The following is a 23,822-nucleotide window of genomic DNA, read 5'->3' as shown; positions in this document are numbered from 1 at the left end:
TGGATAGCCCGGTGCGGTTCAGCTGCGGTTCAGAGCCTGTTCAGGGGGAGTTCAGGGGCGCCTGCGTAGTCTGGACCCCACAGCCTAAATGCGTATGAGGTAACCACCATGACTGCGATCAAAAAGCTGATGTTGGCCTTGACCATGCTCGGCGCCACTGCCGGCGTGCAGGCGTCCGATGGCGCCTTTGCGGCCTTTGGCAGCGAGAAAACCAAGAAATCCAGCAACCTGATCCATCGTGTCAGCTTCGAAGACGCCGGCACCCAGGCCGCGCCGTGGGGCCAGGCCCTGGGCGCTAACGCCGCGCAACCCGACTATCGCAGCGGCTACGCGCACCTGACTGGCCACTACAATGGCATAAAACTGCGCCCCCAAGAGCTGCAGGGCCGCTATGATATCCCCCTGGCGGCTAGTTGAATTGCAGTGGAGAACCTTATGAAATTGCTGGTGGTGGAAGATGAGGCGCTGCTGCGTCATCACCTGTTTACCCGCCTGACCGACAGCGGGCACGTGGTCGAAGCCGTGGCCAATGCCGAAGAAGCCCTGTACCAGACCGGCCAGTTCAACCATGACCTGGCGATCATCGACCTTGGCCTGCCCGGTATGGGCGGCTTGGACCTGATTCGCCAGTTGCGCACCCAGACCAAGACTTTCCCGATCCTGATCCTCACCGCCCGCGGCAACTGGCAGGACAAGGTTGAAGGCTTGGCGGCCGGGGCCGACGACTACGTGGTCAAGCCGTTCCAGTTCGAAGAGCTGGAGGCACGCATGAACGCCTTGCTGCGCCGCTCCAGCGGTTTTACCCAGTCGACTATCGTTGCCGGGCCGCTGCTGCTGGACCTCAACCGCAAGCAAGCCTCCCTGGACGAGCAGCCCCTGGCGCTGACCGCCTATGAGTATCGGATCCTCGAATACTTGATGCGTCATCATCAACAAGTGGTCGCCAAGGACCGCTTGATGGAGCAACTGTACCCGGATGACGACGAGCGCGATCCAAACGTGATCGAAGTGCTGGTCGGCCGCCTGCGCCGCAAGCTGGAAGGCCCGGCAGGGTTCAAGCCGATCGACACCGTGCGTGGCCTGGGCTACCTGTTCAATGAGCGCTGCCGTTGATTCGTTCGCTACGTGTGCGCCTGATGCTGGCGGCCGCCACCCTGGCCGTGCTGTTTATGCTCGGCTTGTTGCCGGCCATGCAAGGCGCGTTCAGCCTGGCGCTGCAGGATTCCATCGAACAGCGCCTGGCGTCGGATGTGACCACCCTGATATCTGCGGCGCGGGTCGACAATAACCGCCTGCTGATGCCGGCGCAGTTGCCCGATGAGCGTTTCAACCTCACCGACAGTCGGCTGTTGGGCTATATCTACGACCGTGAAGGTCATCTGGTATGGCGCTCACGGGCGACCCAGGAAGAAAACATCAACTACAAACCGCGCTATGACGGGCGCGGCAACGAATTTGCGCGGATTCGCGAGGCCAATGGCCAGGAATTCTTTGTGTATGACGTCGAGGTCCGGCTGCTGGGAGGCAAGAGCGCGGCGTTCAGCATTGTCGCCCTGCAGCCGGTACGCGAATACCAACTGACCCTCGAAGGCCTGCGTGAGAACCTCTACCTCGGGTTCGGCGCGGCGTTGCTGGTGCTGTTGACGCTGTTGTGGCTGGGCCTGACCTGGGGCCTGCAAGCCCTGCGGCGCCTGAGCCATGAGCTCGACCAGATCGAAGGCGGCACCCGCGAAAGCCTCAGCGAAGAACACCCCCGTGAGCTGCTGCGCCTGACCGGCTCCCTGAACCGCTTGCTGCACAGCGAGCGCGAACAGCGTGCGCGCTACCGCGACTCCCTCGATGACTTGGCCCACAGCCTGAAAACGCCACTGGCGGTGTTGCAGGGCGTGAGCGAAGACATGGCCCAGCGCCCCGAAGAACGTAGCCAGGCGTGGGTGTTGCAATCGCAGATCGAACGCATGAGCCAGCAGATCGGTTACCAACTGCAGCGTGCCAGCCTGCGTAAAAGTGGCCTGGTGCGCCATCAGGTCCGCCTGGAACCGGTGGTGCAAAGCCTGTGCGATACTCTGGAAAAGGTTTACCGCGACAAGCGGGTCACCGTGACCTTCGATTTACCGCAGGCCTGCGAAGTGCCCATCGAGAAGGGTGCGTTGCTCGAAATGCTCGGCAACCTGCTGGAAAACGCCTACCGCTTGTGCCTCAAGCAAGTACGTATCAGCCTGGTGGAAAACCTCGATGGCATTGAGCTGTGTATCGAAGACGACGGCCCCGGCGTACCACCGGACCAGCGTGCACGGATCCTGCAGCGCGGCGAACGGCTCGACCGTCAGCACCCGGGGCAGGGGATCGGGCTGGCGGTGGTCAAGGACATCATCGAAAGCTATCACGCGCGGTTGACGTTGGGGGATTCAGCGTTGGGTGGGGCGGCGTTCAGGATTCACTTTCCTGCCTTGTGATCTGCACTGGCCTCATCGCAGGCAAGCCAGCTCCCACACTTGAATGTATTCACACATCAAAATTTGTAAACCCGATCAACTGTGGGAGCTGGCTTGCCTGCGATGAGGCCCTCCCAGCCGATACGCCTCTAACTCTCCTGCGCTCTGTAGGCCCCCGGCGTCAACCCCGTCCACTTCTTGAACGCCCGATGAAACGCCGACGGTTCGGAAAATCCCAACTGCTCGGCGATCTCCTGCAAAGACAAATCCGCCCGCCCCAGGTGGTAAATGGCGATATCCCGGCGTAGCTCATCCTTCAATGCCTGAAAACTTGTGCCTTCTTCGCGCAGGTGGCGGCGCAGGGTCTGTGGGCTGATGTGCAGGTGCTGGGCAACGGCTTCCAGGTCTGGCCAGGGCGTGCGGTCGCGGCTCAGCAGGCGGCGCAACTGGCTGCTCAGGCTGTCGCCTTCATCCGGCCGGGACAACAAGTCGGCAGGGGAGCGCTGCAAGAAGTGCTTGAGGGTGCGTTCATCCTGCAACAGCGGCAGGCTCAGGTAGCGGCTGGGAAACACCAGGCTGCTGTTCGGCGCGCCGAACACCTGAGGGCAGGGGAACAGCAGGTCGTATTCACCGGCATGGGCTGGCATCGGGTAACTGAAGGTGGCCTGCTGCAGCCGGATACGCTGGCCGATCAACCAACTGCCCAGGCGATGCCAGATCACCAGCAGGCATTCACTGAGGAAGTGGTCCGGGTCCCATAGCTGTGAGTCGTCCAGGCTCAGGCGCGCCATGTCGCCCTCTTTGGTCAGCTGCCAGCGTGGGCCTTGGGGGAACAGGCTATAAAACAATAAGCCGCGCTCCAGCGCCTTCTCCAGCGTGCGGCAATGGATCAGCGCGTGGCACATCATGGCGAAAGTGCCGCGTTTGCTCGGCCCTTCGGCAAATCCGAGGTATTCGTCATCCAACCCCAGCCAGAGCATTTGCAGCAAGCGCGTAAATTGCTCTGGAGCGATGCGGGCGCGGGGTTCGGTCAGTAGTTCCGGGGTGATGCCCACCTGCTGCAACACCCCCGAGTAGTCAAAACCGACCCGGCGCGCACCGCCGAGTGCCGCTCGGGCGTAATGGCTGGCGATGGTACGTTCACGCATGCAAGGGCCTCATCCATGGAGTGGCGAATGGTAGCCATCACCCGGCGGAGCGACAAGGCGGATATCCGCCAAATTGTAGGACGAGACAGGATGAGTGGGCGGAAATCCGCCACTGTGTTGCACTCTCCGGAGTCGCCCGTGAACCCCAAGCCCCGATGTCTAAAGGCCTTCAGCGCGTTTAAGCAAAGTGGCACGCTGTTTGCGATAAGGATTACAGCGCAGGCTTGCTCCTACAGGCTTCGCAAACAACAAATCCCTCCAGTGCAGGAGGGTTCGCAATTCAAGTGCCGTGGGCAATGGCGGATATTTGCCACACGGGACGATTGAGGAACTTTGCAATGACGACTCGTCAGCCAATCTACAAATCCCTGTATTTCCAGGTGATCGTTGCAATCGTTATCGGTATTTTGCTCGGCCACTTCTACCCGCAGACCGGCGTGGCCCTCAAGCCACTGGGTGACGGCTTTATCAAGCTGATCAAAATGGTCATCGCCCCGATCATCTTCTGTACCGTGGTCAGCGGCATCGCTGGCATGCAAAGCATGAAGTCGGTGGGCAAGACCGGCGGCTACGCGCTGCTGTACTTCGAAATTGTTTCCACCATCGCCCTGCTGATTGGCTTGGTCGTGGTCAACGTGGTGCAGCCGGGCGCCGGCATGCACATCGACGTCGCGACCCTGGATGCTTCCAAGGTGGCAGCCTACGTCACCGCCGGTAAAGACCAGAGCATCGTCGGCTTTATCCTCAACGTCATCCCGAACACCATCGTCGGCGCCTTCGCCAACGGCGACATCCTGCAAGTGCTGATGTTCTCGGTGATCTTCGGTTTCGCCCTGCACCGCCTGGGTGCCTACGGCAAGCCGGTGCTGGACTTCATCGATCGCTTCGCCCACGTGATGTTCAACATCATCAACATGATCATGAAGCTCGCCCCAATCGGTGCCCTGGGTGCCATGGCGTTCACCATCGGCGCCTACGGTGTCGGTTCCCTGGTGCAACTGGGCCAGTTGATGATTTGCTTCTACATCACCTGCATCCTGTTTGTGGTGCTGGTGCTGGGCGCTATCTGCCGCGCTCACGGTTTCAGCGTGTTGAAGCTGATCCGCTACATCCGTGAAGAACTGCTGATCGTACTGGGCACCTCGTCTTCCGAATCCGCACTGCCACGCATGCTGATCAAGATGGAGCGCCTGGGCGCGAAGAAGTCCGTGGTCGGCCTGGTGATTCCAACCGGTTACTCCTTCAACCTCGACGGTACGTCGATCTACCTGACCATGGCGGCCGTGTTCATCGCCCAGGCGACCGACACCCACATGGATATCACTCACCAGATCACCCTGCTGCTGGTGCTGCTGCTGTCGTCCAAAGGCGCTGCTGGCGTGACCGGTTCGGGCTTCATCGTACTGGCCGCCACCCTGTCGGCCGTTGGTCACCTGCCGGTTGCCGGCCTGGCGCTGATCCTGGGTATCGACCGTTTCATGTCCGAAGCCCGTGCGCTGACCAACCTGGTGGGTAACGCAGTTGCCACCATCGTTGTGGCCAAGTGGGTCAAGGAACTGGACACCGACAAGCTGCAAAGCGAGTTGGCGTCTGGCGGTACCGGTATCTCGGAAACCCGCGAGCTCGATGACCTGGGCGTGGCTGAAGGCCCGGCGCCTGTCGTCAAGTAAGTGGCTGTTGGCGTGAACTGACGCCAACGCTATCCGTAAACGCCCCGACTGGTTCGGGGCGTTTGCGTTTCTGGCGGGATACAACGGATATTTTTGGTTTACAGTGAGCGCGACAGTACTTACCGGAGGCCTGATGGACAGTGTGGATCTGAACGTCCTGCGCAGCGTACTGCAATGGCGCCGCGCCGGGGAGCGCGTGATGTTGTACAGCGTGGTGCAAACCTGGGGCAGCGCGCCGCGCCCGCCGGGGGCGATGCTGGCCCTGCGCGGTGATGGCGTGGTGATTGGTTCGGTGTCGGGCGGTTGCATCGAGGATGACTTGATCGCGCGGCTGCAGGACGGCCGCTTACCCGCTGACGGCCCGCCCGTGCAGTTGGTGACCTACGGCGTCACTCGCGACGAGGCGGCGCGTTTTGGCCTGCCCTGCGGCGGCACCCTGCGGCTTACCGAGGAGCGCGTGGAAGAGTGGGGTTGGGTCGAAGCGCTGCTGGCGCGTTGTGAAGATCATCAGATCGTCGCTCGCGAGCTGAACCTGGCCACCGGCGAGGTGACGTTGAGCGCCGCCAGCAAGACCGACGTGGTGAGCTTCGACGGCGAACGCTTGCGCGCCATCTATGGCCCGCGCTGGCGCCTGCTGTTGATCGGCGCCGGGCAGCTGTCGCGCTACGTAGCGGAAATGGCACGCCTGCTGGATTTCGAAGTGCTGATCTGCGACCCCCGCGAAGAGTTCGTCTACGGCTGGGAAGACCAGCATGGACGCTTTGTGCCGGGCATGCCCGACGAGGCGGTGTTGAATATCCATACCGATGAGCGCACGGCCATTGTCTGCCTGACCCACGATCCACGTCTGGATGACATGGCGTTGCTGACGGCGCTGAACTCCACGGCGTTCTATATCGGCGCCCTGGGTTCGCGGGTCAATACCCAGAAGCGTCGGGAGAACCTGGCCGCGCTGGGCCTGTCGGCGGAAGCCATCGCACGTTTGCACGGGCCGATCGGCCTGCACATCGGCAGCCATACGCCGGCGGAAATTGCGCTGTCGCTGATGGCGGAAATTGTTGCGATCAAGAACGGTGTGGCACCGATGCAGAAGAAACCGATGGCAGTGGTGGCTGAGTGACGGTGACGGCGATTGTGCTGGCGGCGGGGCAGGGCAGTCGTTTTCGCGCTGAAGCCGGAGCGGATCAAGACAAATTGCTCGCCGCCAGCGTGGGGCTGGATGGCGTTACTCGGCCGGTCATCGAGCAGGTATTGGTGAACCTGCCGGCGACGCTTGTTGAACGCTGGGTGGTGACCTCGCCGGAGCGCCTTGAGGTTATTCGGCTGGCTGAGGCGCATGGTTGCAAGGTCCTGCTGCTGGAATCGGCCGGTATGGGCGACAGCATTGCGGCGGCGGTCAAGGCCAGCGATGCAGCGGATGGGTGGCTAGTGGTGTTGGGGGATATGCCGTTTATTCAGTCATCGAGTATCGAACGGGTGATTGCCTGCGTGGAGGGCGTCACTGTACCGGTATCTGCCGGGCAGTACGGGCACCCGGTGGCTTTCCATCACAGGTTTGGGCCGGCGCTGATGGCGCTGAGTGGGGATCGTGGGGCCAGGCCTTTATTTGCACAAACACAGGTGCGAGAGGTGCAGGTAGATGATCCTGGTGTGCTTTGGGATGTGGATGTGCCGCAACGGTTGAGTTTTACTGCAGGTTAAGTGTGGCAGCTGGCTTGCCTGTGATAGCCATAGGTATCTACTTAGAGCCGACGTTGGACCTGTGGCGAGGGAGCTTGCTCCCGTAACGGCCTGATAGCCGGCGCTTATCTACCTGACGCACCACCGTCCAATGTGGGAGCTGGCTTGCCTGCGATAGCGGCCTGACAGTCAACACAGTTGGATTGTGTACATATCCATTCCTGCGGTAACGGCCACTTAGGGTTCCGCCCTGACGGCGGCTAAACCGGCATCCCTGCCGGTTTACCCTCCAAATCCCTGTCGAATTCCGGCCAGCGTGGTTTGACGGGGCGCCTAAGATCAAAAGCAGATCAAGAGCGACTCGCTTCGCATCGTGGTTACCGTCTGCCGTTACAGCCCACAAAGTTGTGTAGATAACTCTGCTGCGATAGCGGTGTGTCAGTCACCGCCACGCTGGCTGAATCGACGCTATCGCAGGCAAGCCAGCTCCCACAGTGATCGCATTCCAGGTCGAGATAATCAGCCATAAAAAAGCCCCGCCTGATCACTCGGGCGGGGCTTTTTAGTGGCTTATGGAATCAGACGAGGGGTTTAGGCTCGTGCTCTGCTTCCTGGGCCTCGTGCTCTACCGCCTTGGCTGCGGCTGCAGCAGCTTCGGCTTCCTTGCGGCGACGACGCACTTCACGCGGGTCGTTCGGCGCACGGCCGTTTTCGGTGAGGGCGCTTGCAGGTGCAGCTTCAACCACTGGGGCGGCCACTTCGGCAACCACTGGGGCTTCAACTTCAACCACGGGCGCAGGCTCAGCAACCGGCGTCGGCTCAACCACTGGGGCTGGCTCGGCGACGACTTCAGCAACCGGTGCCGGTGCTTCTTCTACCACTGGGGCAGGCGCTGGCGCTTCAACCGGTGCAGCCGGTTCGGCAGTCCACTGGAAGGCGGTCTGTTCTTCGCGAACTTCACGCACAGCCGGGGCGGCTTCTTCGACCACCGGAGTTTCTACAGCCGCTTCGACTACTGGCTGAGGCTCAACCGATGGAGCTGGCTCAACGGCAACCACGTCGGTTTCTGGCTGTGCATCGCGAACCGGGGCAACTTCCACTTCCGGAACCACTGGGGCTTCGACAGTGGTCGTGGCTTCAACGACTGGCGCTTCAACAACCGGCGCTTCAACCGCTGGGGTTTCGGCGGCTGGCGCTTCTACGGCAACAGTGTCTTCGACGGCAGCGGTAGCGCGTTCGGCTTGCTCGTGAGCCTGGGCTTCAGCAGGTGCGCTGATGACTGAGCTGGCAACGGCAGCGGTAACGGCCAAGCCGGCAGCCAGTTCGGCGCCTGTTGGCTCGTTGTTGGCAGCTTCTGGGTTCTCGCCGGTTTCTTCCGAACCTTCGATTACGTTGCCGTTGGCATCACGCTGACGCTCACGACGGTTGCTGCGACGACGCTGGCCACGGGAGCGGCGGCGTGGACGATCGCCTTCGGCGTTGTCCTGGCCGTCTTCCTGCAACTGCTCTTCGCCGGTCAGTACTTCTTCTTCGGTGGCAGCAGCGGCTTGCTCGGCGCGTGGTTGACGCTCTTCACGTGGCGGGCGCGGTTGGCGCTCTTCGCGTGGTGCGCGTTCTTCACGCGGCTGGCGGGCCGGGCGTTCTTCAGTGCTAACGGCTGCGGCAGCGGCAACGGCAGGTGCCGCGTCCAGAGGCTCACGCAGTTCACGCACGCGTTCTTCACGCTCGCCACGCGGCTTGCGATCTTCACGTGGAGCGCGTGGGGTACGTGGGGCGCGCTCTTCACGCGGTGCACGTTCTTCACGGGCTACGGTCGGGGTGTCTTCACGGGCTTCGCGAGGCGCACGCTCTTCACGTGGTGCGCGTTCTTCACGCGGGGCACGTTCTTCGCGAGGCTTGCGCTCTTCGTCACGGCGGCCATTGCGGTTACGGCTCTGCTGGCGACCGTTGCGACGCTCTTCATTGCGTGCTGGGCGCTCGGTGGCAGGCTTTTCAACCACAACCGGGGCTGCAGGCTCTTCCTTGGTGGCGAACAGGCTGACCAGCGACTTCACCAGGCCCTTGAACAGGCTTGGCTCAGGCAGGGCGGCCGGCGCGGCAACCGGGGCGGCAGCTTCGGTCGGTACCGGTGCGTTGGCACGGGCCGGTGCAGTCTTCACCGCGGCTTCCTGGCGAACCAGGGTGCGGGTCGCAGCGGCTGGCTGGACTTCTTCGACTTCGGCGGCAGCCGCGGCGATTTCATAGCTGGACTGCCCGCTATGGGCTTCCGGGCTGTCGTCACGCAAGCGCTGGACTTCGAAGTGCGGCGTCTCGAGGTGATCGTTCGGCAAGATGACGATACGGGCACGGGTGCGCAGTTCGATCTTGGTGATCGAGTTGCGTTTTTCATTGAGCAGGAAGGCGGCAACCGGAATCGGCACTTGTGCGCGAACTTCGGCGGTGCGGTCTTTCAGGGCTTCTTCTTCGATCAGGCGCAGGATCGCCAGGGACAGCGATTCAACGTCACGGATGATGCCGGTACCGTTGCAACGCGGGCAGACGATTCCGCTGCTCTCGCCCAGGGATGGGCGCAGGCGCTGACGGGACATTTCCAGCAGGCCGAAGCGCGAGATGCGGCCGACTTGCACGCGAGCGCGGTCAGCTTCCAGGCATTCGCGGACTTTCTCTTCCACGGCGCGCTGGTTCTTGGCAGGGGTCATGTCGATGAAGTCGATCACGATCAGGCCGCCGATGTCACGCAGGCGCAGCTGGCGGGCGATTTCTTCAGCCGCTTCCAGGTTGGTCTGCAGGGCGGTTTCTTCGATGTCGCTGCCTTTGGTCGCACGTGCCGAGTTGATGTCGATGGACACCAGGGCTTCGGTCGGGTCGATCACGATGGAGCCGCCGGAAGGCAGTTCGACCACGCGCTGGAAGGCGGTCTCGATCTGGCTTTCGATCTGGAAACGGTTGAACAGCGGCACGCTGTCTTCGTACAGCTTGATCTTGCTGGCGTACTGCGGCATCACCTGGCGAATGAAAGTCAGGGCTTCGTCCTGGGCTTCAACGCTGTCGATCAGCACTTCGCCGATGTCCTGGCGCAGGTAGTCGCGGATGGCGCGGATGATCACGTTGCTTTCCTGGTAGATCAGGAACGGCGCGGAACGATCCAGGGACGCTTCTTTGATAGCGGTCCACAGTTGCAGCAGGTAGTCGAGGTCCCACTGCATTTCTTCGCTGCTGCGGCCAAGGCCGGCAGTGCGCACGATCAGACCCATGTCGGCCGGTGCGATCAGGCCGTTCAGCGCTTCACGCAGTTCGTTACGCTCTTCGCCTTCGATGCGACGGGAAATACCGCCGGCACGTGGGTTGTTCGGCATCAGCACCAGGTAACGACCGGCGAGGCTGATGAAGGTGGTCAGGGCTGCGCCCTTGTTGCCACGTTCTTCTTTTTCGACCTGGACGATGACTTCCTGGCCTTCGCTCAGGACGTCCTTGATGTTCACGCGGCCTTCAGGGGCTTTCTTGAAGTATTCGCGGGAGATTTCTTTGAGGGGCAGGAAGCCGTGGCGCTCGGAGCCGAAATCGACAAAGGCAGCCTCAAGGCTTGGTTCGATGCGAGTGATACGGCCTTTATAGATGTTGGCCTTTTTCTGCTCGCGTGCACCGGATTCGATGTCCAGGTCGTAGAGACGTTGGCCATCTACCAGTGCAACACGCAACTCTTCGGGTTGAGTTGCGTTAATCAGCATTCTTTTCATGTTGTACCGTCGGTTTCCGGGCTGCCGGAAACGGCGTTCGGCACACACGACTTCTCACGGTCGGTGTCAGGTGCGTCAAGAGTGGTTGGCCACTCCAGTGTCCAGCAACATCGGCCAATTGGGCCGGTATCGCGACGGACGCGTCCTGCTCGTTAGCGGTGGTGACAAAGGCACCACTTCAACAAAAGCTAAGGTCAGGAGGAGGAATCAACCGGCGACTGTGGACGAGATGAAGCGTCTAAAACAAGCCTAGTGCTACACAGTCCGACGGTTGTGCATCTCCACCCTACACGTATCCCTGATAATTCGGGTGCTGCCGCGCGCAGAATCCGCAGCGGGTTGGCATTTACCGTGTTCTCCAATGGGGAGTCCACGCTCATGGCTAAACAAGACTAGGTGTGGGCGGTTGCGCTCTCACTCAGCTCTTAACAGGCGTTGTTTCCGAAGCATTCGCCATGGTCTGGCTCAAAACTGACTGCACTTTGTGAACTGGCCGTAAATATCGGCGCAAAAGGCGAGTATTCACTCTGCTTTCTGCACTCGCTTCAGGCCTCATGTCACCTGCGCTTGTTACAATCTTGAGCCTTCCTGGGTGGCGAAAGCCCCGTAGGACGGCCTCGCGTCCTGATGAATTGCGATGGTCAGGGCCGGCAGTTTGCCGCATGTCCTCTGTCCAGGCCGCTTTTGGCGGCGTTCGCGACTATAGCAGTAATGATTAAGTGCTTCAATTCCATAAAAAATTGTTATCATCGCCGCCATGACGACTACCACCCCCCCGACCCCCAGCGTCCAGCTGCTTGAGGTCTCGCCGGAATATGCCGGCCAACGCATCGACAACTTTCTTTTGGCCAGGCTCAAAGGCGTGCCCAAGACCTTGATTTATCGCATTTTGCGTAAAGGCGAAGTGCGCGTGAACAAGGGGCGCATCAAGCCTGAGTACAAGCTGCAGGCGGGCGATATCGTCCGTGTGCCGCCCGTGCGCGTGCCTGAGCGCGACGAGCCGGTGCCGCTGGCCCAAGGCCTGTTGCAGCGCCTGGAAGCGTCGATTGTGTTCGAAGACAACAAGCTGATCGTGATCAACAAGCCCTGTGGTATTGCGGTTCACGGCGGCAGTGGCTTGAACTTCGGCGTGATCGAAGCCTTTCGTCAGTTGCGCCCGGATGCCAAGGAGCTGGAACTGGTGCACCGCCTGGACCGTGACACCTCCGGCCTGTTGATGATCGCCAAGAAGCGCAGCATGTTGCGCCACTTGCACACCGCCCTGCGTGGCGACGGCGTGGACAAACGCTACATGGCGCTGGTGCGCGGCAACTGGGCCAGCTCGATCAAGAGCGTGCGTGCGCCGCTGCAGAAGAGCAACCTGCGCTCCGGCGAGCGCATGGTCGAAGTGGACGAGGAGGGCAAAGAGGCCCTGACCCTGTTCAAGGTGCTGCGTCGCTTCGGTGACTTCGCCACGATGGTCGAGGCCAAGCCGGTCACTGGCCGTACTCACCAGATTCGTGTGCATACCCTGCATGCGGGCCACTGCATTGCGGGCGACACCAAGTATGGCGACGAAGATTTTTCCAAGGAGATTCGCGACCTGGGCGGCAAGCGCCTGTTCCTGCATGCCTACATGCTCACCGTGCCGCTGCCCGATGGCGGCGAGCTGAAATTGCAGGCGCCGGTCGATGAAATGTGGGCCAAGACCGTGGAGCGTTTGAGTGTCGCACCTTGACTACAAGCTGCTGATCTTCGATTGGGACGGGACGCTGGCCAATTCCATTGGCCGCATCGTCGAGTCCATGCACATGGCGTCGACCCGCTCGGGCTTTGAGTTGTGCACGGACCTGGCGGTCAAGGGCATTATCGGCCTGGGTTTGCCTGAAGCCATTCGCACCCTGTACCCCGACATCAGCGACGCCGAGTTGGTAGCGTTTCGCGAGCACTACGCCGACCACTACATTGCGCTGGAAGCTACGCCTTCGCCGCTGTTTGAAGGCGTGGTGCAATCGCTGCAAGCGTTTCGTGCCCACGGTTATCACCTGGCGGTCGCCACCGGCAAGGCTCGTCGCGGCCTGGACCGTGTGCTCAAGGCTCACGGCTGGGAAGATTACTTTGATATCACCCGGGCTGCGGATGAAACCGCCAGCAAGCCTCATCCCTTGATGCTGGAGCAGATCCTTGCGCACTGTGGCGTTACGCCACGCGAGGCATTGATGGTGGGTGATGCGTCTTTCGATCTGATGATGGCCCGCAATGCGGGCATGGATAGTGTCGCCGTCAGCTACGGCGCCCAGTCTGCCGAGGCGTTGCAGCAGTACGAACCGAGGCTGACGATTGATCATTTTTCCGAACTGCAGGCCTGGCTCAGCCGGGCCCGATAAGTCTTTGCTGGGGTTAATGGCATGAGTGACGAGTGGAAGGCGCCTGAAAAGGCCGAGAGCAGTGATGATAAAAGCTGGAAGCTGTTGGAGAAGACCCTCTTGGCCAGCGTCCAGGAACAGCGGCGTTCGCGGCGCTGGGGGATTTTCTTCAAGCTGCTGACCTTTGTGTACCTGCTTGGGATGCTGGCGCTGTTCAGTCCGCTGATGGACATGGAAAAGAGCGCCACCCGTGGCAGTCACTACACCGCCTTGATCGAAGTGCGCGGCGTGATTGCCGACAAGGAGCCCGCCAGTGCCGACAATATTGTCACCAGCCTGCGCGCGGCTTTTGAGGATGCCAAGGTCAAGGGCGTTATCCTGCGCATCAACAGCCCAGGTGGCAGCCCAGTGCAGTCGGGTTATGTGTATGACGAGATTCGTCGTCTGCGCGCCTTGCATCCGGATACCAAGCTCTATGCCGTAATCTCCGACCTGGGTGCCTCGGGTGCCTATTACATTGCCAGTGCTGCAGACCAGATCTATGCCGACAAGGCCAGCCTGGTGGGTTCTATCGGTGTGACAGCGGCCGGTTACGGTTTTGTTGGTGCCATGGAGAAGCTGGGGGTCGAGCGTCGCACCTATACCTCGGGTGAGCATAAGTCGTTCCTCGATCCTTTTCAGCCGCAGAAGGCGGATGAAACCGCGTTCTGGCAGGGCGTGCTCGACACTACCCATCGTCAGTTCATCGCCAGCGTCAAGCAGGGGCGTGGGGATCGCTTGAAAGATAAGGAGCATCCGGAGCTGTTCTCCGGCCTGGTATGGTCGGGCGAGCAGGCATTGCCGCTGGGCTTGATTGACGGCTTGGGCAGCGCCAGCTCGGTGGCGCGGGATGTAGTGGGTGAGAAGGAGTTGGTGGATTTTACGGTCGAGGAATCGCCGTTTGATCGCTTCTCCAAGAAGCTCGGTGCCAGTGTGGCGGAGAAGTTGGCGCTGTACATGGGCTTCCAGGGGCCGTCCCTGCGCTGAAATTCCAAGCTAGGTGTAGATCAACTGTGGGAGCGGGCTTGCCCGCGATAGCGATGGATCAGTCGATATAAGTGTCGCCTGGTACATCGCTATCGCAGGCAAGCCAGCTCCCACATTGCTTTACGAAGGTTTCAAGGGATCTGTACGCCTTCGGTCAGCAGCATGTCCACCAGTCGAATCAGTGGCAGCCCAACCAGGCTGGTCGCATCCGGTCCCTCGGTGCTCCGGAACAAGCTCACACCGAGCCCTTCTGCTTTGAAGCTGCCTGCGCAGTCATACGGCTGTTCAATTCGCAGATAGCGCTCAATACGCTCTGCATTCAGTTCGCGCATGTGTACGGTAAACGGCACGCAGTCCACCTGGCAGCGCCCAGTCTCGCTGTTGAGCAGTGCCAGTCCGGTAAGAAAGCTCACACGCTTGCCGCTGGCAGCCAGTAATTGCTCGCGGGCATTTTCGAAGGTGTGCGGCTTGCCGATGATCCGGCCTTCCAGTGCGGCGACCTGATCCGAGCCAATGATTAGATGGCCAGGATGGCTGGCGGCGAGGGCGCGGGCCTTTTGTTCGGCCAGGCGCTTGACCAGTTCGATGGCGGATTCATCCGGGCTGTGGCTTTCGTCGATATCCGGCGAGCTGCAGGTGAACGGCAGGTGCAGGCGACTCAGTAATTCCCGGCGATAAACCGAGCTGGACGCGAGTAATAAAGGCAGCATATACGTCTCCTCAAGGCAGTCGCCGATTCTAGCGACGTGACCGGCTGACGCACAGGGCTGAATTTCCTTTGACATGGCCGGGTGCATCCCTATAATGCTGCGCCTATGTTGAATGACCCGATTCCACCTCACGTTGACCCGCGCAAATTGGCTGATCGTGGCACCACCCTTCAAGGTGAAGTGCTGCTGGCCGATTTGGAGAGACTCTGCGACCCGCTTTCCGACACTGTCGGTACGGTGCAGGCGAAATTCGTTTTTGAACGAGATGAACGTAAATCTGTGGTAATCCACAGCGTTATCGACACCGAAGTCAAAATGGTTTGCCAGCGTTGTCTTGAGCTGGTCACCCTGCCGATCCACAGCGAATGCAGTTATGCTGTGGTGAAAGAGGGTGCGAATACCCAGTCGTTGCCGAAAGGTTATGACGTGCTGGAACTGGGCGAAGATCCATTGGATCTGCATGCACTGATCGAGGAGGAGCTTTTGCTCGCCTTGCCCATTGTGCCTGCTCATCATCCGGAAGAATGCCAGCAGCCGGAGGGTCTCGATGACGAGGCCGAGCCGAGCGAGGACGAGGTAACGCGGTCCAACCCGTTCAGTGTATTGGCGCAGTTAAAGCGTGACCCAAACGTTTAGGAGTTAATCAATTATGGCTGTTCAGCAGAACAAAAAATCCCGCTCCGCCCGTGACATGCGCCGTTCGCACGACGCTCTCGAGGCTAGCACCCTGTCCGTGGAAAAGACCACTGGTGAAGTTCACCTGCGTCACCACGTATCGCCAGAAGGCGTATACCGTGGCCGTAAAGTGATCGACAAGGGCGCTGACGAGTAATCACTTGTCTGCTCAAGTCATCGCGATTGACGCAATGGGCGGGGACTTCGGTCCCCGCAGCATTGTTCAGGCCTGCATTGCCAGCCTGTCTGCCACGCCCTCGCTGCACCTGACCCTCGTCGGTCAACCCTCCCTACTTGAAGAACTGATTGCCAGCCATCCGGCGGTGGATCGCGCGCGCCTGACGATTGCGCCAGCCAGCGAAACCATCAGCATGGATGAAAAACCGGCGGTTGCCCTGCGTGGCAAACCCGATTCTTCAATGCGGGTGGCCCTTGAGCTGTTGCGTGATGGCAAGGTGCAAGCCTGTGTCAGTGCCGGCAACACGGGCGCGTTGATGGCCTTGTCACGGCATGTGCTCAAAACCTTGCCAGGTATTGATCGGCCGGCGATGGTGGCGGCGATCCCGACGCAGAAGGGCTATTGCCAGCTGCTGGACCTGGGCGCCAATGTTGATTGCAGCGCCGAGCACCTGCTGCAGTTCGCCGTAATGGGCTCGGTGGCCGCCGAAGCGCTGGGCGTGGCCCGGCCCAGGGTTGCCCTGCTGAATATCGGTACCGAGGACATCAAGGGCAACCAGCAAGTCAAGCTTGCCGCCACCTTGCTACAAAGCGCGCGGGGCTTGAACTACATCGGCTTTGTTGAAGGTGATGGTTTGTACCGTGGTGAAGCTGATGTGGTGGTGTGCGACGGCTTTGTCGGTAATATCCTGCTCAAGTCCAGCGAAGGCCTGGCAACCATGATTGCCACGCGTATTGAAGCTTTGTTCAAGCGCAACCTGGCGTCACGTATGGTGGGGGCCTTGGCGTTGCCCCTGATGCGACGCTTGCAGGCTGACCTGGCGCCAGCACGGCACAACGGTGCAAGCTTTCTTGGCTTGCAGGGCATTGTGGTAAAAAGCCATGGCTCGGCCGGTGTGCTGGGCTTTCAAAGTGCAATTGCACGGGCCTTGATCGAGATTCAGGAGAACCTGCCGCAACGCTTGCACGGCCGTCTCGAGGATCTGTTGCCTTAGGCGAATTGGCCCGGGAGTGCTTAAATGTGACCGGCCAGTTCAATTGACCATCCAATCAGTCAGTTTCGTTCGCGCCCACCGTAGGCGCGAGCATTTTTGACGACCAGATCATTAGGGGCTTGTTACATGTCTACATCCCTCGCATTCGTCTTTCCAGGGCAGGGTTCGCAGTCCCTCGGCATGTTGGCCGAGCTGGGCGCGCAATACCCGCTGATCCTGGACACCTTCAAGGAAGCTTCCGACGCCCTGGGTTATGACCTGTGGGCACTGACCCAGCAAGGGCCGGAAGCATTGCTCAACCAAACCGATAGAACTCAGCCGGCCATCCTGACCGCCTCGATCGCCCTGTGGCGCTTGTGGCTGGCAGAAGGCGGCGCACGCCCTGCCTTCGTCGCGGGTCACAGCCTGGGCGAATACAGCGCCCTGGTGGCCGCGGGCAGCCTGACCTTGGCTGAAGCGGTCAAACTGGTCGAGCGTCGTGGTCAACTGATGCAAGAAGCCGTTCCGGCCGGGCAGGGCGGCATGGCCGCTATCCTGGGCCTGGACGACGCGGTGGTGATCGAGGCCTGCGCCGAAGCGGCGCAAGGCGAAGTGGTCAGCGCGGTGAACTTCAACTCCCCAGGTCAGGTGGTGATCGCCGGTGCAAAGGCGGCCGTCGAGCGTGCCATCGAGGGTTGCAAGGCCCGTGGCGCCAAGCGAGCGTTGCCATTGCCGGTGAGCGTACCGTCCCACTGCGAACTGATGCGCCCGGCGGCCGAGCGCTTTGCCGAGTCTATCGCTGCCATCAACTGGCAGGCGCCGCAGATCCCGCTGGTGCAGAACGTCAGCGCGGCCGTGGCCGCCGACCTCGACACCCTCAAGCGCGATCTGCTGGAGCAACTGTACAAGCCAGTTCGCTGGGTTGAATCGGTCCAGACCCTGGCCGCCAACGGTGCCACCGAACTGGTCGAGTGCGGCCCGGGCAAAGTCCTGGCCGGCTTGAACAAGCGCTGCGCCGACGGTGTGTCGACCGCCAACCTCAATACCCCAGAAGCCTTCGCTGCCGCTCGCGCGGCACTGGCCTGAATCCCGTACTTAGGAGAAGCCTGCATGAGTCTGCAAGGTAAAGTTGCACTGGTTACCGGCGCAAGCCGTGGCATTGGCCAGGCGATCGCCCTGGAGCTGGGCCGTCAGGGCGCCGTTGTGATCGGCACCGCCACCTCCGCCTCGGGCGCCGAGCGTATCGCCGCGACCCTGAAGGAAAACGGCGTGCAAGGTACCGGTCTTGAACTGAATGTGACCAGCGATGAGTCCGTGGCTGCCGTACTGGCCCAGATCACTGCTCAGTTCGGTGCACCGGCTATCCTGGTGAACAACGCCGGGATCACCCGTGACAACCTGATGATGCGCATGAAAGACGACGAGTGGTACGACGTGGTCGATACCAACCTGAACAGTCTGTTTCGCCTGTCCAAGGGCGTTTTGCGCGGCATGACCAAGGCGCGTTGGGGCCGAATTATCAATATTGGCTCCGTAGTGGGTGCCATGGGCAACGCAGGCCAAGTAAACTATGCCTCTGCCAAGGCCGGCCTGGAAGGTTTCAGCCGCGCACTGGCGCGTGAAGTCGGCTCGCGGTCGATTACGGTCAACTCGGTGGCCCCTGGGTTCATCGACACCGATATGACCCGCGAACTGCCGGAAGCACAGCGCGAAGCCTTGCTGACGCAGATTCCGCTGGGCCGTCTGGGCCAGGCCCAAGAGATCGCGAATGTGGTCACTTTCCTGGCATCTGACGGTGCGGCATACGTGACTGGGGCTACAATCCCGGTTAACGGCGGGATGTACATGAGTTAAATTGTGACGGATCGCTTCAAAAAAATGTCATACGAGCTGTCTAAAATCCGTTATAAAGCTGCAACTTAATTTATAGGCAGGTGGCCGACCGGGTACAGGGTGAAGCTTTCAGTTGAAAAGCTGAAATGGCTTTCTATACACTTACCCACTGGCCAGCTGCCTGAATTTGTCCATTAGGAGTTAAACAAGGTATGAGCACCATCGAAGAGCGCGTCAAGAAAATCGTCGCCGAGCAACTGGGCGTTAAGGAAGAAGAAGTGGTCAACACTGCTTCCTTCGTAGAAGACCTGGGTGCCGATTCCCTTGACACCGTTGAGCTGGTGATGGCTCTGGAAGAGGAATTCGAGACCGAAATCCCGGACGAAGAAGCTGAAAAAATCACTACTGTTCAAGCTGCCATCGACTACGTTACTAGCCACCAGGCGTAATAGTTTGTAGTCGTCGCTTGCTGTCAGGGAAAAACCGCACTGCTGTAAAGGCGTGCGGTTTTTTCTTTAGCGGCGATGAAAAGTGTCGTCATTAGAAAAAGGAGAGTGCTGTGTCGCGTAGACGCGTCGTAGTCACCGGTATGGGTATGTTGTCGCCACTGGGTACGGATGTGCCGAGCAGTTGGCAGGGCATTCTGGCTGGCCGCAGTGGTATTGGTCTGATCGAACACACGGACCTTTCTGCCTATTCCACCCGTTTTGGCGGCTCGGTAAAGGGCTTCAATGTCGAGGAATATCTCTCGATCAAAGAATCCCGCAAGCTCGACCTGTTCATTCAGTACGGCCTGGCTGCCGGGTTTCAGGCTGTGCGTAACGCCGGCCTGGAAGTCACCGACGCCAACCGTGACCGCATCGGCGTGGCCATGGGTTCAGGTATTGGCGGTCTGACCAATATCGAAGAAACCAGCCGCACTTTGCATGAGACTGGTCCACGTCGAATTTCACCGTTCTTCGTACCGGGCTCGATCATCAATATGATTTCCGGCTTCCTGTCCATTCATCTGGGTGCACAGGGACCGAACTACGCAATCGCCACGGCGTGTACCACAGGTACCCACTGCATTGGCATGGCGGCACGCAACATTGCCTACGACGAAGCCGACGTGATGATCGCCGGCGGCGCCGAAATGGCCGCGTGCGGCCTCGGCATGGGCGGCTTCGGCGCGTCTCGTGCGCTGTCGACCCGCAACGACGAGCCGACCCGTGCCAGCCGTCCGTGGGACAAGGGCCGTGACGGCTTTGTGCTCTCCGACGGTGCCGGTGCGCTGGTGCTCGAAGAGCTGGAGCACGCCAAGGCGCGTGGCGCCACTATCTACGCCGAATTGATCGGGTTTGGCATGAGCGGCGATGCTTACCACATGACCTCGCCGCCGTCCGATGGTGCGGGTGCTGCGCGTTGCATCACCAATGCCCTGCGCGATGCGAAGGTCAACCCCAACCAGGTGCAGTACATCAACGCCCATGGCACTTCGACCCCGACCGGCGACCTGGCGGAAGCAGAGGCCATCAAGTCGGTGTTCGGCGAGCACGCCTATAAGCTGGCGGTCAGCTCCACCAAGTCCATGACCGGTCACCTGTTGGGTGCGGCGGGCGCGGTCGAGGCGATCTTCAGTGTGATGGCAATCAGGGATCAGGTCGCTCCGCCGACTATCAACCTTGATGAGCCGGACGAAGGCTGCGACCTGAACTTCGTGCCCCACGAAGCGCAGCCCATGCCGATCGACGTGGCGATTTCCAACTCGTTCGGTTTCGGTGGCACCAACGGTTCCCTGGTGTTCCGCCGGTTCGCCGAGTGATGCACAGCTGGGTCGACGGTCAGTCAGCGGACAGCGTGCCCCTGAAAGATCGCGGCCTGGCCTATGGCGATGGGGTGTTCGAGACCATCGCCGTCAAGGCCGGGCAGCCGTTGCTGCTCGACCGTCACCTGCAACGCCTGGAAGAGGGTTGCCGGCGTTTGGCATTGGTGGTGGATCACGGGTTGATTCGCCACGAAGTGCTGAGCTTCGCCGCCGCCCTTGGCGACGGTATTCTCAAATTGATCCTCACCCGTGGCGACAGCTTGCGCGGTTACGGCATCAACCCTGGCGCCCCGGTGCGCCGCATCTTGCAGGGCAGTGCGCCCGCTGTTTACCCATCTACCCATGAAGTCGAAGGCGTGCGCCTGTTCGCGTGTGCCACGCGCTTGGCGCAGCAGCCGCTGCTGGCCGGTATCAAGCACCTCAATCGCCTGGAGCAGGTGATTGCGCGTGCCGAATGGCAAGATGCCGAACATGCCGAAGGCCTGATGCTGGATATGTCTGGCCGGGTGATCGAAGGCATATTCAGCAATCTTTTCCTGGTGAGCAACGGCTTGTTACTAACCGCTGATCTGAGCCGTTGTGGCGTTGCGGGCGTGATGCGCGCCGAAGTTCTGGCCCAGGCACAAGCGCTGGGCGTCCCGGTGGCCGTGGCCGACATCAGTTTGGAGCAGTTGCAACAGGCCGATGAAGTCTTCGTCTGCAACAGCGTTTATGGCATTTGGCCGGTGCGAGGCTGCGCTGCGATGAGCTGGCCGGTTGGGCCGCTCACCCGTAAACTGCAGGGCATTGTTCGCGCGCTATTGGATATTTGAGTTGATACGAAAACTGGTGTTACTGCTGCAGATCAGCCTGATCTCGGCGGCGTTGCTCGTGGGCTTTTCTGCCTGGAAACTCGACTCTGCCCTCAAGCAGCCCCTGAAGCTGCCTCAGGAGCAGTTGCTCGATGTACCTGCTGGCGCTACGCCGACGGGCACCTTCAATCGTCTGGAAGCCGACGGCGTGCTCGACGATGCATTCTGGTTGCGTCTGTACTGGCGCTTCAACCTCGAAGGCCAGCCACTGCACAGCGGCGAGTACCGCATGAGCCCGGGCCTTACCGCCGAGGGTTTGATCGGCCTGTGGCAGCGCGGCGAAGTGGTGCAGTACAGCCTGACCTTGGTGGAGGGCTGGAATTTCCGTCAGGTGCGCACCGCCCTGGCCAAGCATGAAAAGATCGTGCAGACCCTCGCGGGCCTGACTGACAGCGAAGTGATGGATAAGCTTGGCCACCCAGGTGTGTTTCCTGAAGGGCGGTTCTTCCCCGACACCTACCGTTTTGTCCGCGGCATGACTGATGTCGAGTTCCTGAAAAAAGCCTACAACCGCCTGGACGATGTACTCGCCCAGGAGTGGAGCAAGCGTGCCGCCGACGCGCCCTACACCGACCCTTACCAAGCACTGATCATGGCGTCGCTGGTGGAAAAGGAGACCGGGGTGCCTCAGGAGCGCGGGCAGATTGCCGGTGTGTTTGTGCGTCGCCTGAAGATCGGTATGCTGCTGCAGACCGACCCCACCGTGATCTACGGCCTGGGTGAGCGCTACAACGGTAAATTGACCCGCGCCCACCTCAAGGAAGCCAACCCCTACAACACCTACATGGTCGCCGGCCTGCCGCCCACGCCCATCGCGATGGTCGGCCGTGAGGCCATCCATGCAGCGCTGAACCCGGTACCGGGCAGCAGCCTGTACTTCGTCGCCCGTGGCGATGGTAGCCATATATTCTCGGATAATCTGGATGCGCATAATGCCGCTGTGCGTGAGTTCCAACTCAAGCGCCGTGCCGATTACCGTTCCAGCCCGGCACCGGTGGTGAAACCGCTGGAAGATTCGGCACATTCCAGCGATGCGCCTACCCCCGACGCTCCGATCGAGCCCGCGCCGGACACGACCGCGCCGCAAAGCCCGCAATGACTCTGACTAAGGACTGCCTGTGACTGGCTTGTTTATTACCCTGGAAGGCCCGGAAGGCGCCGGCAAAAGCACTAACCGTGACTACCTGGCCGAGCGCCTGCGTGCGCAGGGCATCGAGGTGGTGCTGACCCGCGAACCGGGTGGTACGCCGTTGGCCGAGCGCATTCGCGACGTCCTGCTGACCCCGGGTGACGAGCCGATGAATCCGGACACCGAGTTGCTCCTGGTGTTTGCCGCCCGTGCCCAGCACCTGGCCGAAGTGATTCGCCCGGCCCTAGCGCGGGGTGCCGTGGTGATCTGCGACCGGTTTACCGATTCCACCTACGCCTACCAAGGTGGGGGCCGGGGGTTGTCCCTGGAGCGCATCACCACACTGGAAACCTTCGTGCAAGGCGATCTGCGCCCCAACCTGACCCTGTTGTTCGACCTGCCGGTGGAAGTGGGCATGGCCCGCGCCAGTGCGCGAGGTCGTCTGGATCGCTTCGAGTTGGAAGGCAAGGCCTTTTTTGATGCGGTGCGCAGCGCTTTCCTGCAGCGCGCCAAGGCCGAACCCGCACGTTATTATCTATTGGACGCCGCCCAGCCGCTGAGTCAGGTGCAACAGGCTATCGACGCGCTGCTGCCCACTCTGTTGGAGCGTAGCCGTGGCTGAGTCCTACCCGTGGCAGGATGGCCTCTGGCAGCAACTGGCGGGGCGCGCCCAGCACGCCCACGCCTATCTGCTGCATGGGCCGGTGGGCATCGGTAAACGCCACCTCGCCGAACGCCTGATGGGCAGCCTGTTGTGCCAACGCCCGGTCAATCTGGAGGCATGTGGCGAGTGCAAGTCCTGCCTGTTGCTCAAGGCTGGCAGTCACCCGGACAACTATGTGCTGGAGCCCGAGGAAGCGGACAAGGCCATCAAGGTCGACCAGGTGCGCGACCTGGTGAGCTTCGTGGTGCAGACCGCGCAGATGGGCGGGCGCAAAGTGGTGCTGATTGAGCCGGTTGAGGCGATGAACATCAACGCGGCCAACGCCTTGCTCAAAAGCCTTGAAGAGCCGTCCGGCGATACCGTGCTGTTGCTGGTGAGCCACCAGTCCAGCCGCTTGTTGCCGACCATTCGCAGCCGTTGCGTGCAGCAGGCTTGCCCGTTGCCCAGCGAGTCCATGAGCCTGCAATGGCTGGCGCAGGCGTTGCCGGAATGCAGCGCAGAAGAACGAGGCGAGTTGCTGACCCTGGCGGCCGGCTCGCCTTTGGCGGCAGTGAAGCTGCAGGCTCAGGGTGTGCGCGAACAGCGTGCACTGGTCGTGGAAGGCGTGAAGAAACTGCTCAAGCAGGAATTGTCCGCCACGCAACTGGCCGAAAGCGCCTGGAAAGATATTCCGCTGTTGCTGCTGTTCGACTGGTTCTGCGACTGGTCCAGCCTGATCCTGCGCTACCAGCTCACCCAGGATGAAAACGGCCTGGGCTTGGCGGATATGCGCAAGGTCGTGCAATACCTGGCGCAAAAAAGTGCCCAGGACAAAGTGCTGAACATCCAGGACTGGATCCTCGCCCAGCGCCAGAAAGTCCTCGGCAAGGCCAACCTCAACCGCGTGCTGTTGCTCGAGGCATTGCTGGTGCAGTGGGTCGGCCTGCTCGGGCGCCGTTAAATTCCGTGGCTGACGGGTGTA

Annotated in this window: 23 protein-coding genes; 20 read left to right on the top strand and 3 right to left on the bottom strand. The window is 60.9% G+C overall.

Annotation, left to right across the window (positions count from 1 at the left end; all coding sequences use genetic code 11):
* The first annotated feature begins 108 nt into the window (after positions 1 to 108).
* Genes GIV35_RS18710 through GIV35_RS18700 form a run of 3 tightly spaced genes read left to right on the top strand, consistent with a single transcriptional unit; the run spans position 109 to position 2,456 of the window.
* The gene (locus GIV35_RS18710) at positions 109 to 417 is read left to right on the top strand and encodes a hypothetical protein (RefSeq protein ID WP_198716422.1); all 309 of its coding nucleotides are present in this window, start codon (positions 109 to 111) and stop codon (positions 415 to 417) included.
* An 18-nt stretch (positions 418 to 435) separates the two neighbouring features.
* Positions 436 to 1,113 (top strand): response regulator, encoded by a 678-nt coding sequence (locus tag GIV35_RS18705; protein ID WP_003193559.1) that lies wholly within the window; start codon positions 436 to 438, stop codon positions 1,111 to 1,113.
* Positions 1,110 to 2,456 carry an ATP-binding protein gene (locus GIV35_RS18700; RefSeq protein WP_019817208.1) on the top strand — a complete coding sequence of 449 codons (1,347 nt, stop codon included), beginning with the start codon at positions 1,110 to 1,112 and terminating at the stop codon, positions 2,454 to 2,456. Before GIV35_RS18705 ends, GIV35_RS18700 begins: the two co-directional genes overlap by 4 nt.
* A gap of 128 nt (positions 2,457 to 2,584) precedes the next feature.
* On the opposite strand, the gene GIV35_RS18695 is transcribed toward GIV35_RS18700, so the two are convergent.
* A complete protein-coding gene (locus GIV35_RS18695) occupies positions 2,585 to 3,583 on the bottom strand; it encodes an AraC family transcriptional regulator (protein ID WP_105227952.1) in 999 nt (332 codons plus the stop codon).
* Between the two features lie 338 nt (positions 3,584 to 3,921).
* On the opposite strand from GIV35_RS18695, the gene GIV35_RS18690 reads away from it, so the two are divergent.
* The 3 genes from GIV35_RS18690 (at position 3,922) to GIV35_RS18680 (ending at position 6,954) form a co-directional block, all read left to right on the top strand.
* On the top strand, positions 3,922 to 5,253 hold the full coding sequence (locus tag GIV35_RS18690; protein ID WP_003189258.1) for a dicarboxylate/amino acid:cation symporter: 1,332 nt from the start codon (positions 3,922 to 3,924) through the stop codon (positions 5,251 to 5,253).
* A 133-nt stretch (positions 5,254 to 5,386) separates the two neighbouring features.
* Positions 5,387 to 6,373 carry an XdhC family protein gene (locus GIV35_RS18685; RefSeq protein WP_223023106.1) on the top strand — a complete coding sequence of 329 codons (987 nt, stop codon included), beginning with the start codon at positions 5,387 to 5,389 and terminating at the stop codon, positions 6,371 to 6,373.
* Complete coding sequence (locus GIV35_RS18680; protein ID WP_236264290.1) at positions 6,370 to 6,954, top strand: nucleotidyltransferase family protein; 585 nt, start codon at positions 6,370 to 6,372, stop codon at positions 6,952 to 6,954. Before GIV35_RS18685 ends, GIV35_RS18680 begins: the two co-directional genes overlap by 4 nt.
* 557 nt (positions 6,955 to 7,511) lie before the next feature.
* Here the strand turns inward: GIV35_RS18680 and rne are convergent.
* The gene (gene rne / locus GIV35_RS18675; protein ID WP_442962633.1) at positions 7,512 to 10,670 is read right to left on the bottom strand and encodes a ribonuclease E; all 3,159 of its coding nucleotides are present in this window, start codon (positions 10,668 to 10,670) and stop codon (positions 7,512 to 7,514) included.
* A gap of 757 nt (positions 10,671 to 11,427) precedes the next feature.
* Here rne and rluC point away from each other — a divergent pair.
* Genes rluC through GIV35_RS18660 form a run of 3 tightly spaced genes read left to right on the top strand, consistent with a single transcriptional unit; the run spans position 11,428 to position 14,041 of the window.
* Positions 11,428 to 12,387, top strand: coding sequence for a 23S rRNA pseudouridine(955/2504/2580) synthase RluC (rluC, locus tag GIV35_RS18670; RefSeq protein WP_034128444.1), 960 nt, complete (start codon positions 11,428 to 11,430; stop codon positions 12,385 to 12,387).
* Entirely contained in the window at positions 12,374 to 13,036 is a 663-nt protein-coding gene (locus GIV35_RS18665; RefSeq protein ID WP_198716417.1) for an HAD-IA family hydrolase, read from the top strand. The genes rluC and GIV35_RS18665 overlap by 14 nt, the downstream gene beginning before the upstream one ends.
* A gap of 21 nt (positions 13,037 to 13,057) precedes the next feature.
* A complete protein-coding gene (locus tag GIV35_RS18660; RefSeq protein WP_034128442.1) occupies positions 13,058 to 14,041 on the top strand; it encodes a S49 family peptidase in 984 nt (327 codons plus the stop codon).
* 131 nt (positions 14,042 to 14,172) lie between these two features.
* Here the strand turns inward: GIV35_RS18660 and GIV35_RS18655 are convergent, their stop codons facing one another.
* Positions 14,173 to 14,751 carry a Maf family protein gene (locus GIV35_RS18655; RefSeq protein ID WP_223023104.1) on the bottom strand — a complete coding sequence of 193 codons (579 nt, stop codon included), beginning with the start codon at positions 14,749 to 14,751 and terminating at the stop codon, positions 14,173 to 14,175.
* A gap of 105 nt (positions 14,752 to 14,856) precedes the next feature.
* Here GIV35_RS18655 and GIV35_RS18650 point away from each other — a divergent pair, with 105 nt between their 5' ends.
* The 11 genes from GIV35_RS18650 to GIV35_RS18600 all read left to right on the top strand — a co-directional run bounded on the left by GIV35_RS18650 (position 14,857) and on the right by GIV35_RS18600 (position 23,801).
* Positions 14,857 to 15,387: a YceD family protein gene (locus GIV35_RS18650; RefSeq protein ID WP_003175611.1), complete on the top strand. Its 531-nt coding sequence runs from the start codon at positions 14,857 to 14,859 to the stop codon at positions 15,385 to 15,387.
* A gap of 13 nt (positions 15,388 to 15,400) precedes the next feature.
* Positions 15,401 to 15,583, top strand: a complete 183-nt coding sequence (gene rpmF / locus GIV35_RS18645) for a 50S ribosomal protein L32 (protein ID WP_003179396.1) — start codon at positions 15,401 to 15,403, stop codon at positions 15,581 to 15,583.
* A 4-nt stretch (positions 15,584 to 15,587) separates the two neighbouring features.
* The gene (plsX, locus tag GIV35_RS18640) at positions 15,588 to 16,598 is read left to right on the top strand and encodes a phosphate acyltransferase PlsX (RefSeq protein ID WP_236264292.1); all 1,011 of its coding nucleotides are present in this window, start codon (positions 15,588 to 15,590) and stop codon (positions 16,596 to 16,598) included.
* A gap of 126 nt (positions 16,599 to 16,724) precedes the next feature.
* On the top strand, positions 16,725 to 17,663 hold the full coding sequence (gene fabD / locus GIV35_RS18635) for an ACP S-malonyltransferase (RefSeq protein WP_054897933.1): 939 nt from the start codon (positions 16,725 to 16,727) through the stop codon (positions 17,661 to 17,663).
* 24 nt (positions 17,664 to 17,687) lie between these two features.
* A complete protein-coding gene (gene fabG, locus GIV35_RS18630; protein ID WP_003189275.1) occupies positions 17,688 to 18,431 on the top strand; it encodes a 3-oxoacyl-ACP reductase FabG in 744 nt (247 codons plus the stop codon).
* A gap of 191 nt (positions 18,432 to 18,622) precedes the next feature.
* Positions 18,623 to 18,859 (top strand): acyl carrier protein, encoded by a 237-nt coding sequence (acpP, locus tag GIV35_RS18625; RefSeq protein ID WP_003175607.1) that lies wholly within the window; start codon positions 18,623 to 18,625, stop codon positions 18,857 to 18,859.
* A gap of 110 nt (positions 18,860 to 18,969) precedes the next feature.
* Positions 18,970 to 20,214 carry a beta-ketoacyl-ACP synthase II gene (gene fabF / locus GIV35_RS18620; RefSeq protein WP_034128438.1) on the top strand — a complete coding sequence of 415 codons (1,245 nt, stop codon included), beginning with the start codon at positions 18,970 to 18,972 and terminating at the stop codon, positions 20,212 to 20,214.
* Positions 20,214 to 21,029 carry an aminodeoxychorismate lyase gene (gene pabC, locus GIV35_RS18615; protein WP_236264293.1) on the top strand — a complete coding sequence of 272 codons (816 nt, stop codon included), beginning with the start codon at positions 20,214 to 20,216 and terminating at the stop codon, positions 21,027 to 21,029. Before fabF ends, pabC begins: the two co-directional genes overlap by 1 nt.
* Position 21,030: 1 nt before the next feature.
* A complete protein-coding gene (mltG, locus tag GIV35_RS18610; RefSeq protein WP_236264294.1) occupies positions 21,031 to 22,167 on the top strand; it encodes an endolytic transglycosylase MltG in 1,137 nt (378 codons plus the stop codon).
* A 19-nt stretch (positions 22,168 to 22,186) separates the two neighbouring features.
* On the top strand, positions 22,187 to 22,819 hold the full coding sequence (gene tmk / locus GIV35_RS18605; RefSeq protein WP_202692307.1) for a dTMP kinase: 633 nt from the start codon (positions 22,187 to 22,189) through the stop codon (positions 22,817 to 22,819).
* Complete coding sequence (locus tag GIV35_RS18600; RefSeq protein WP_202692306.1) at positions 22,812 to 23,801, top strand: DNA polymerase III subunit delta'; 990 nt, start codon at positions 22,812 to 22,814, stop codon at positions 23,799 to 23,801. The genes tmk and GIV35_RS18600 overlap by 8 nt, the downstream gene beginning before the upstream one ends.
* Positions 23,802 to 23,822: the final 21 nt, after the last annotated feature.

Origin of the sequence: Pseudomonas sp. PA-1-6B, from assembly GCF_021609545.1 — a bacterium.
GTDB lineage: Bacteria > Pseudomonadota > Gammaproteobacteria > Pseudomonadales > Pseudomonadaceae > Aquipseudomonas > Aquipseudomonas fluorescens_BV.
Note: the sequence above shows the minus strand (reverse complement) of the source record. Positions and strands in the feature narration are given on the sequence as shown.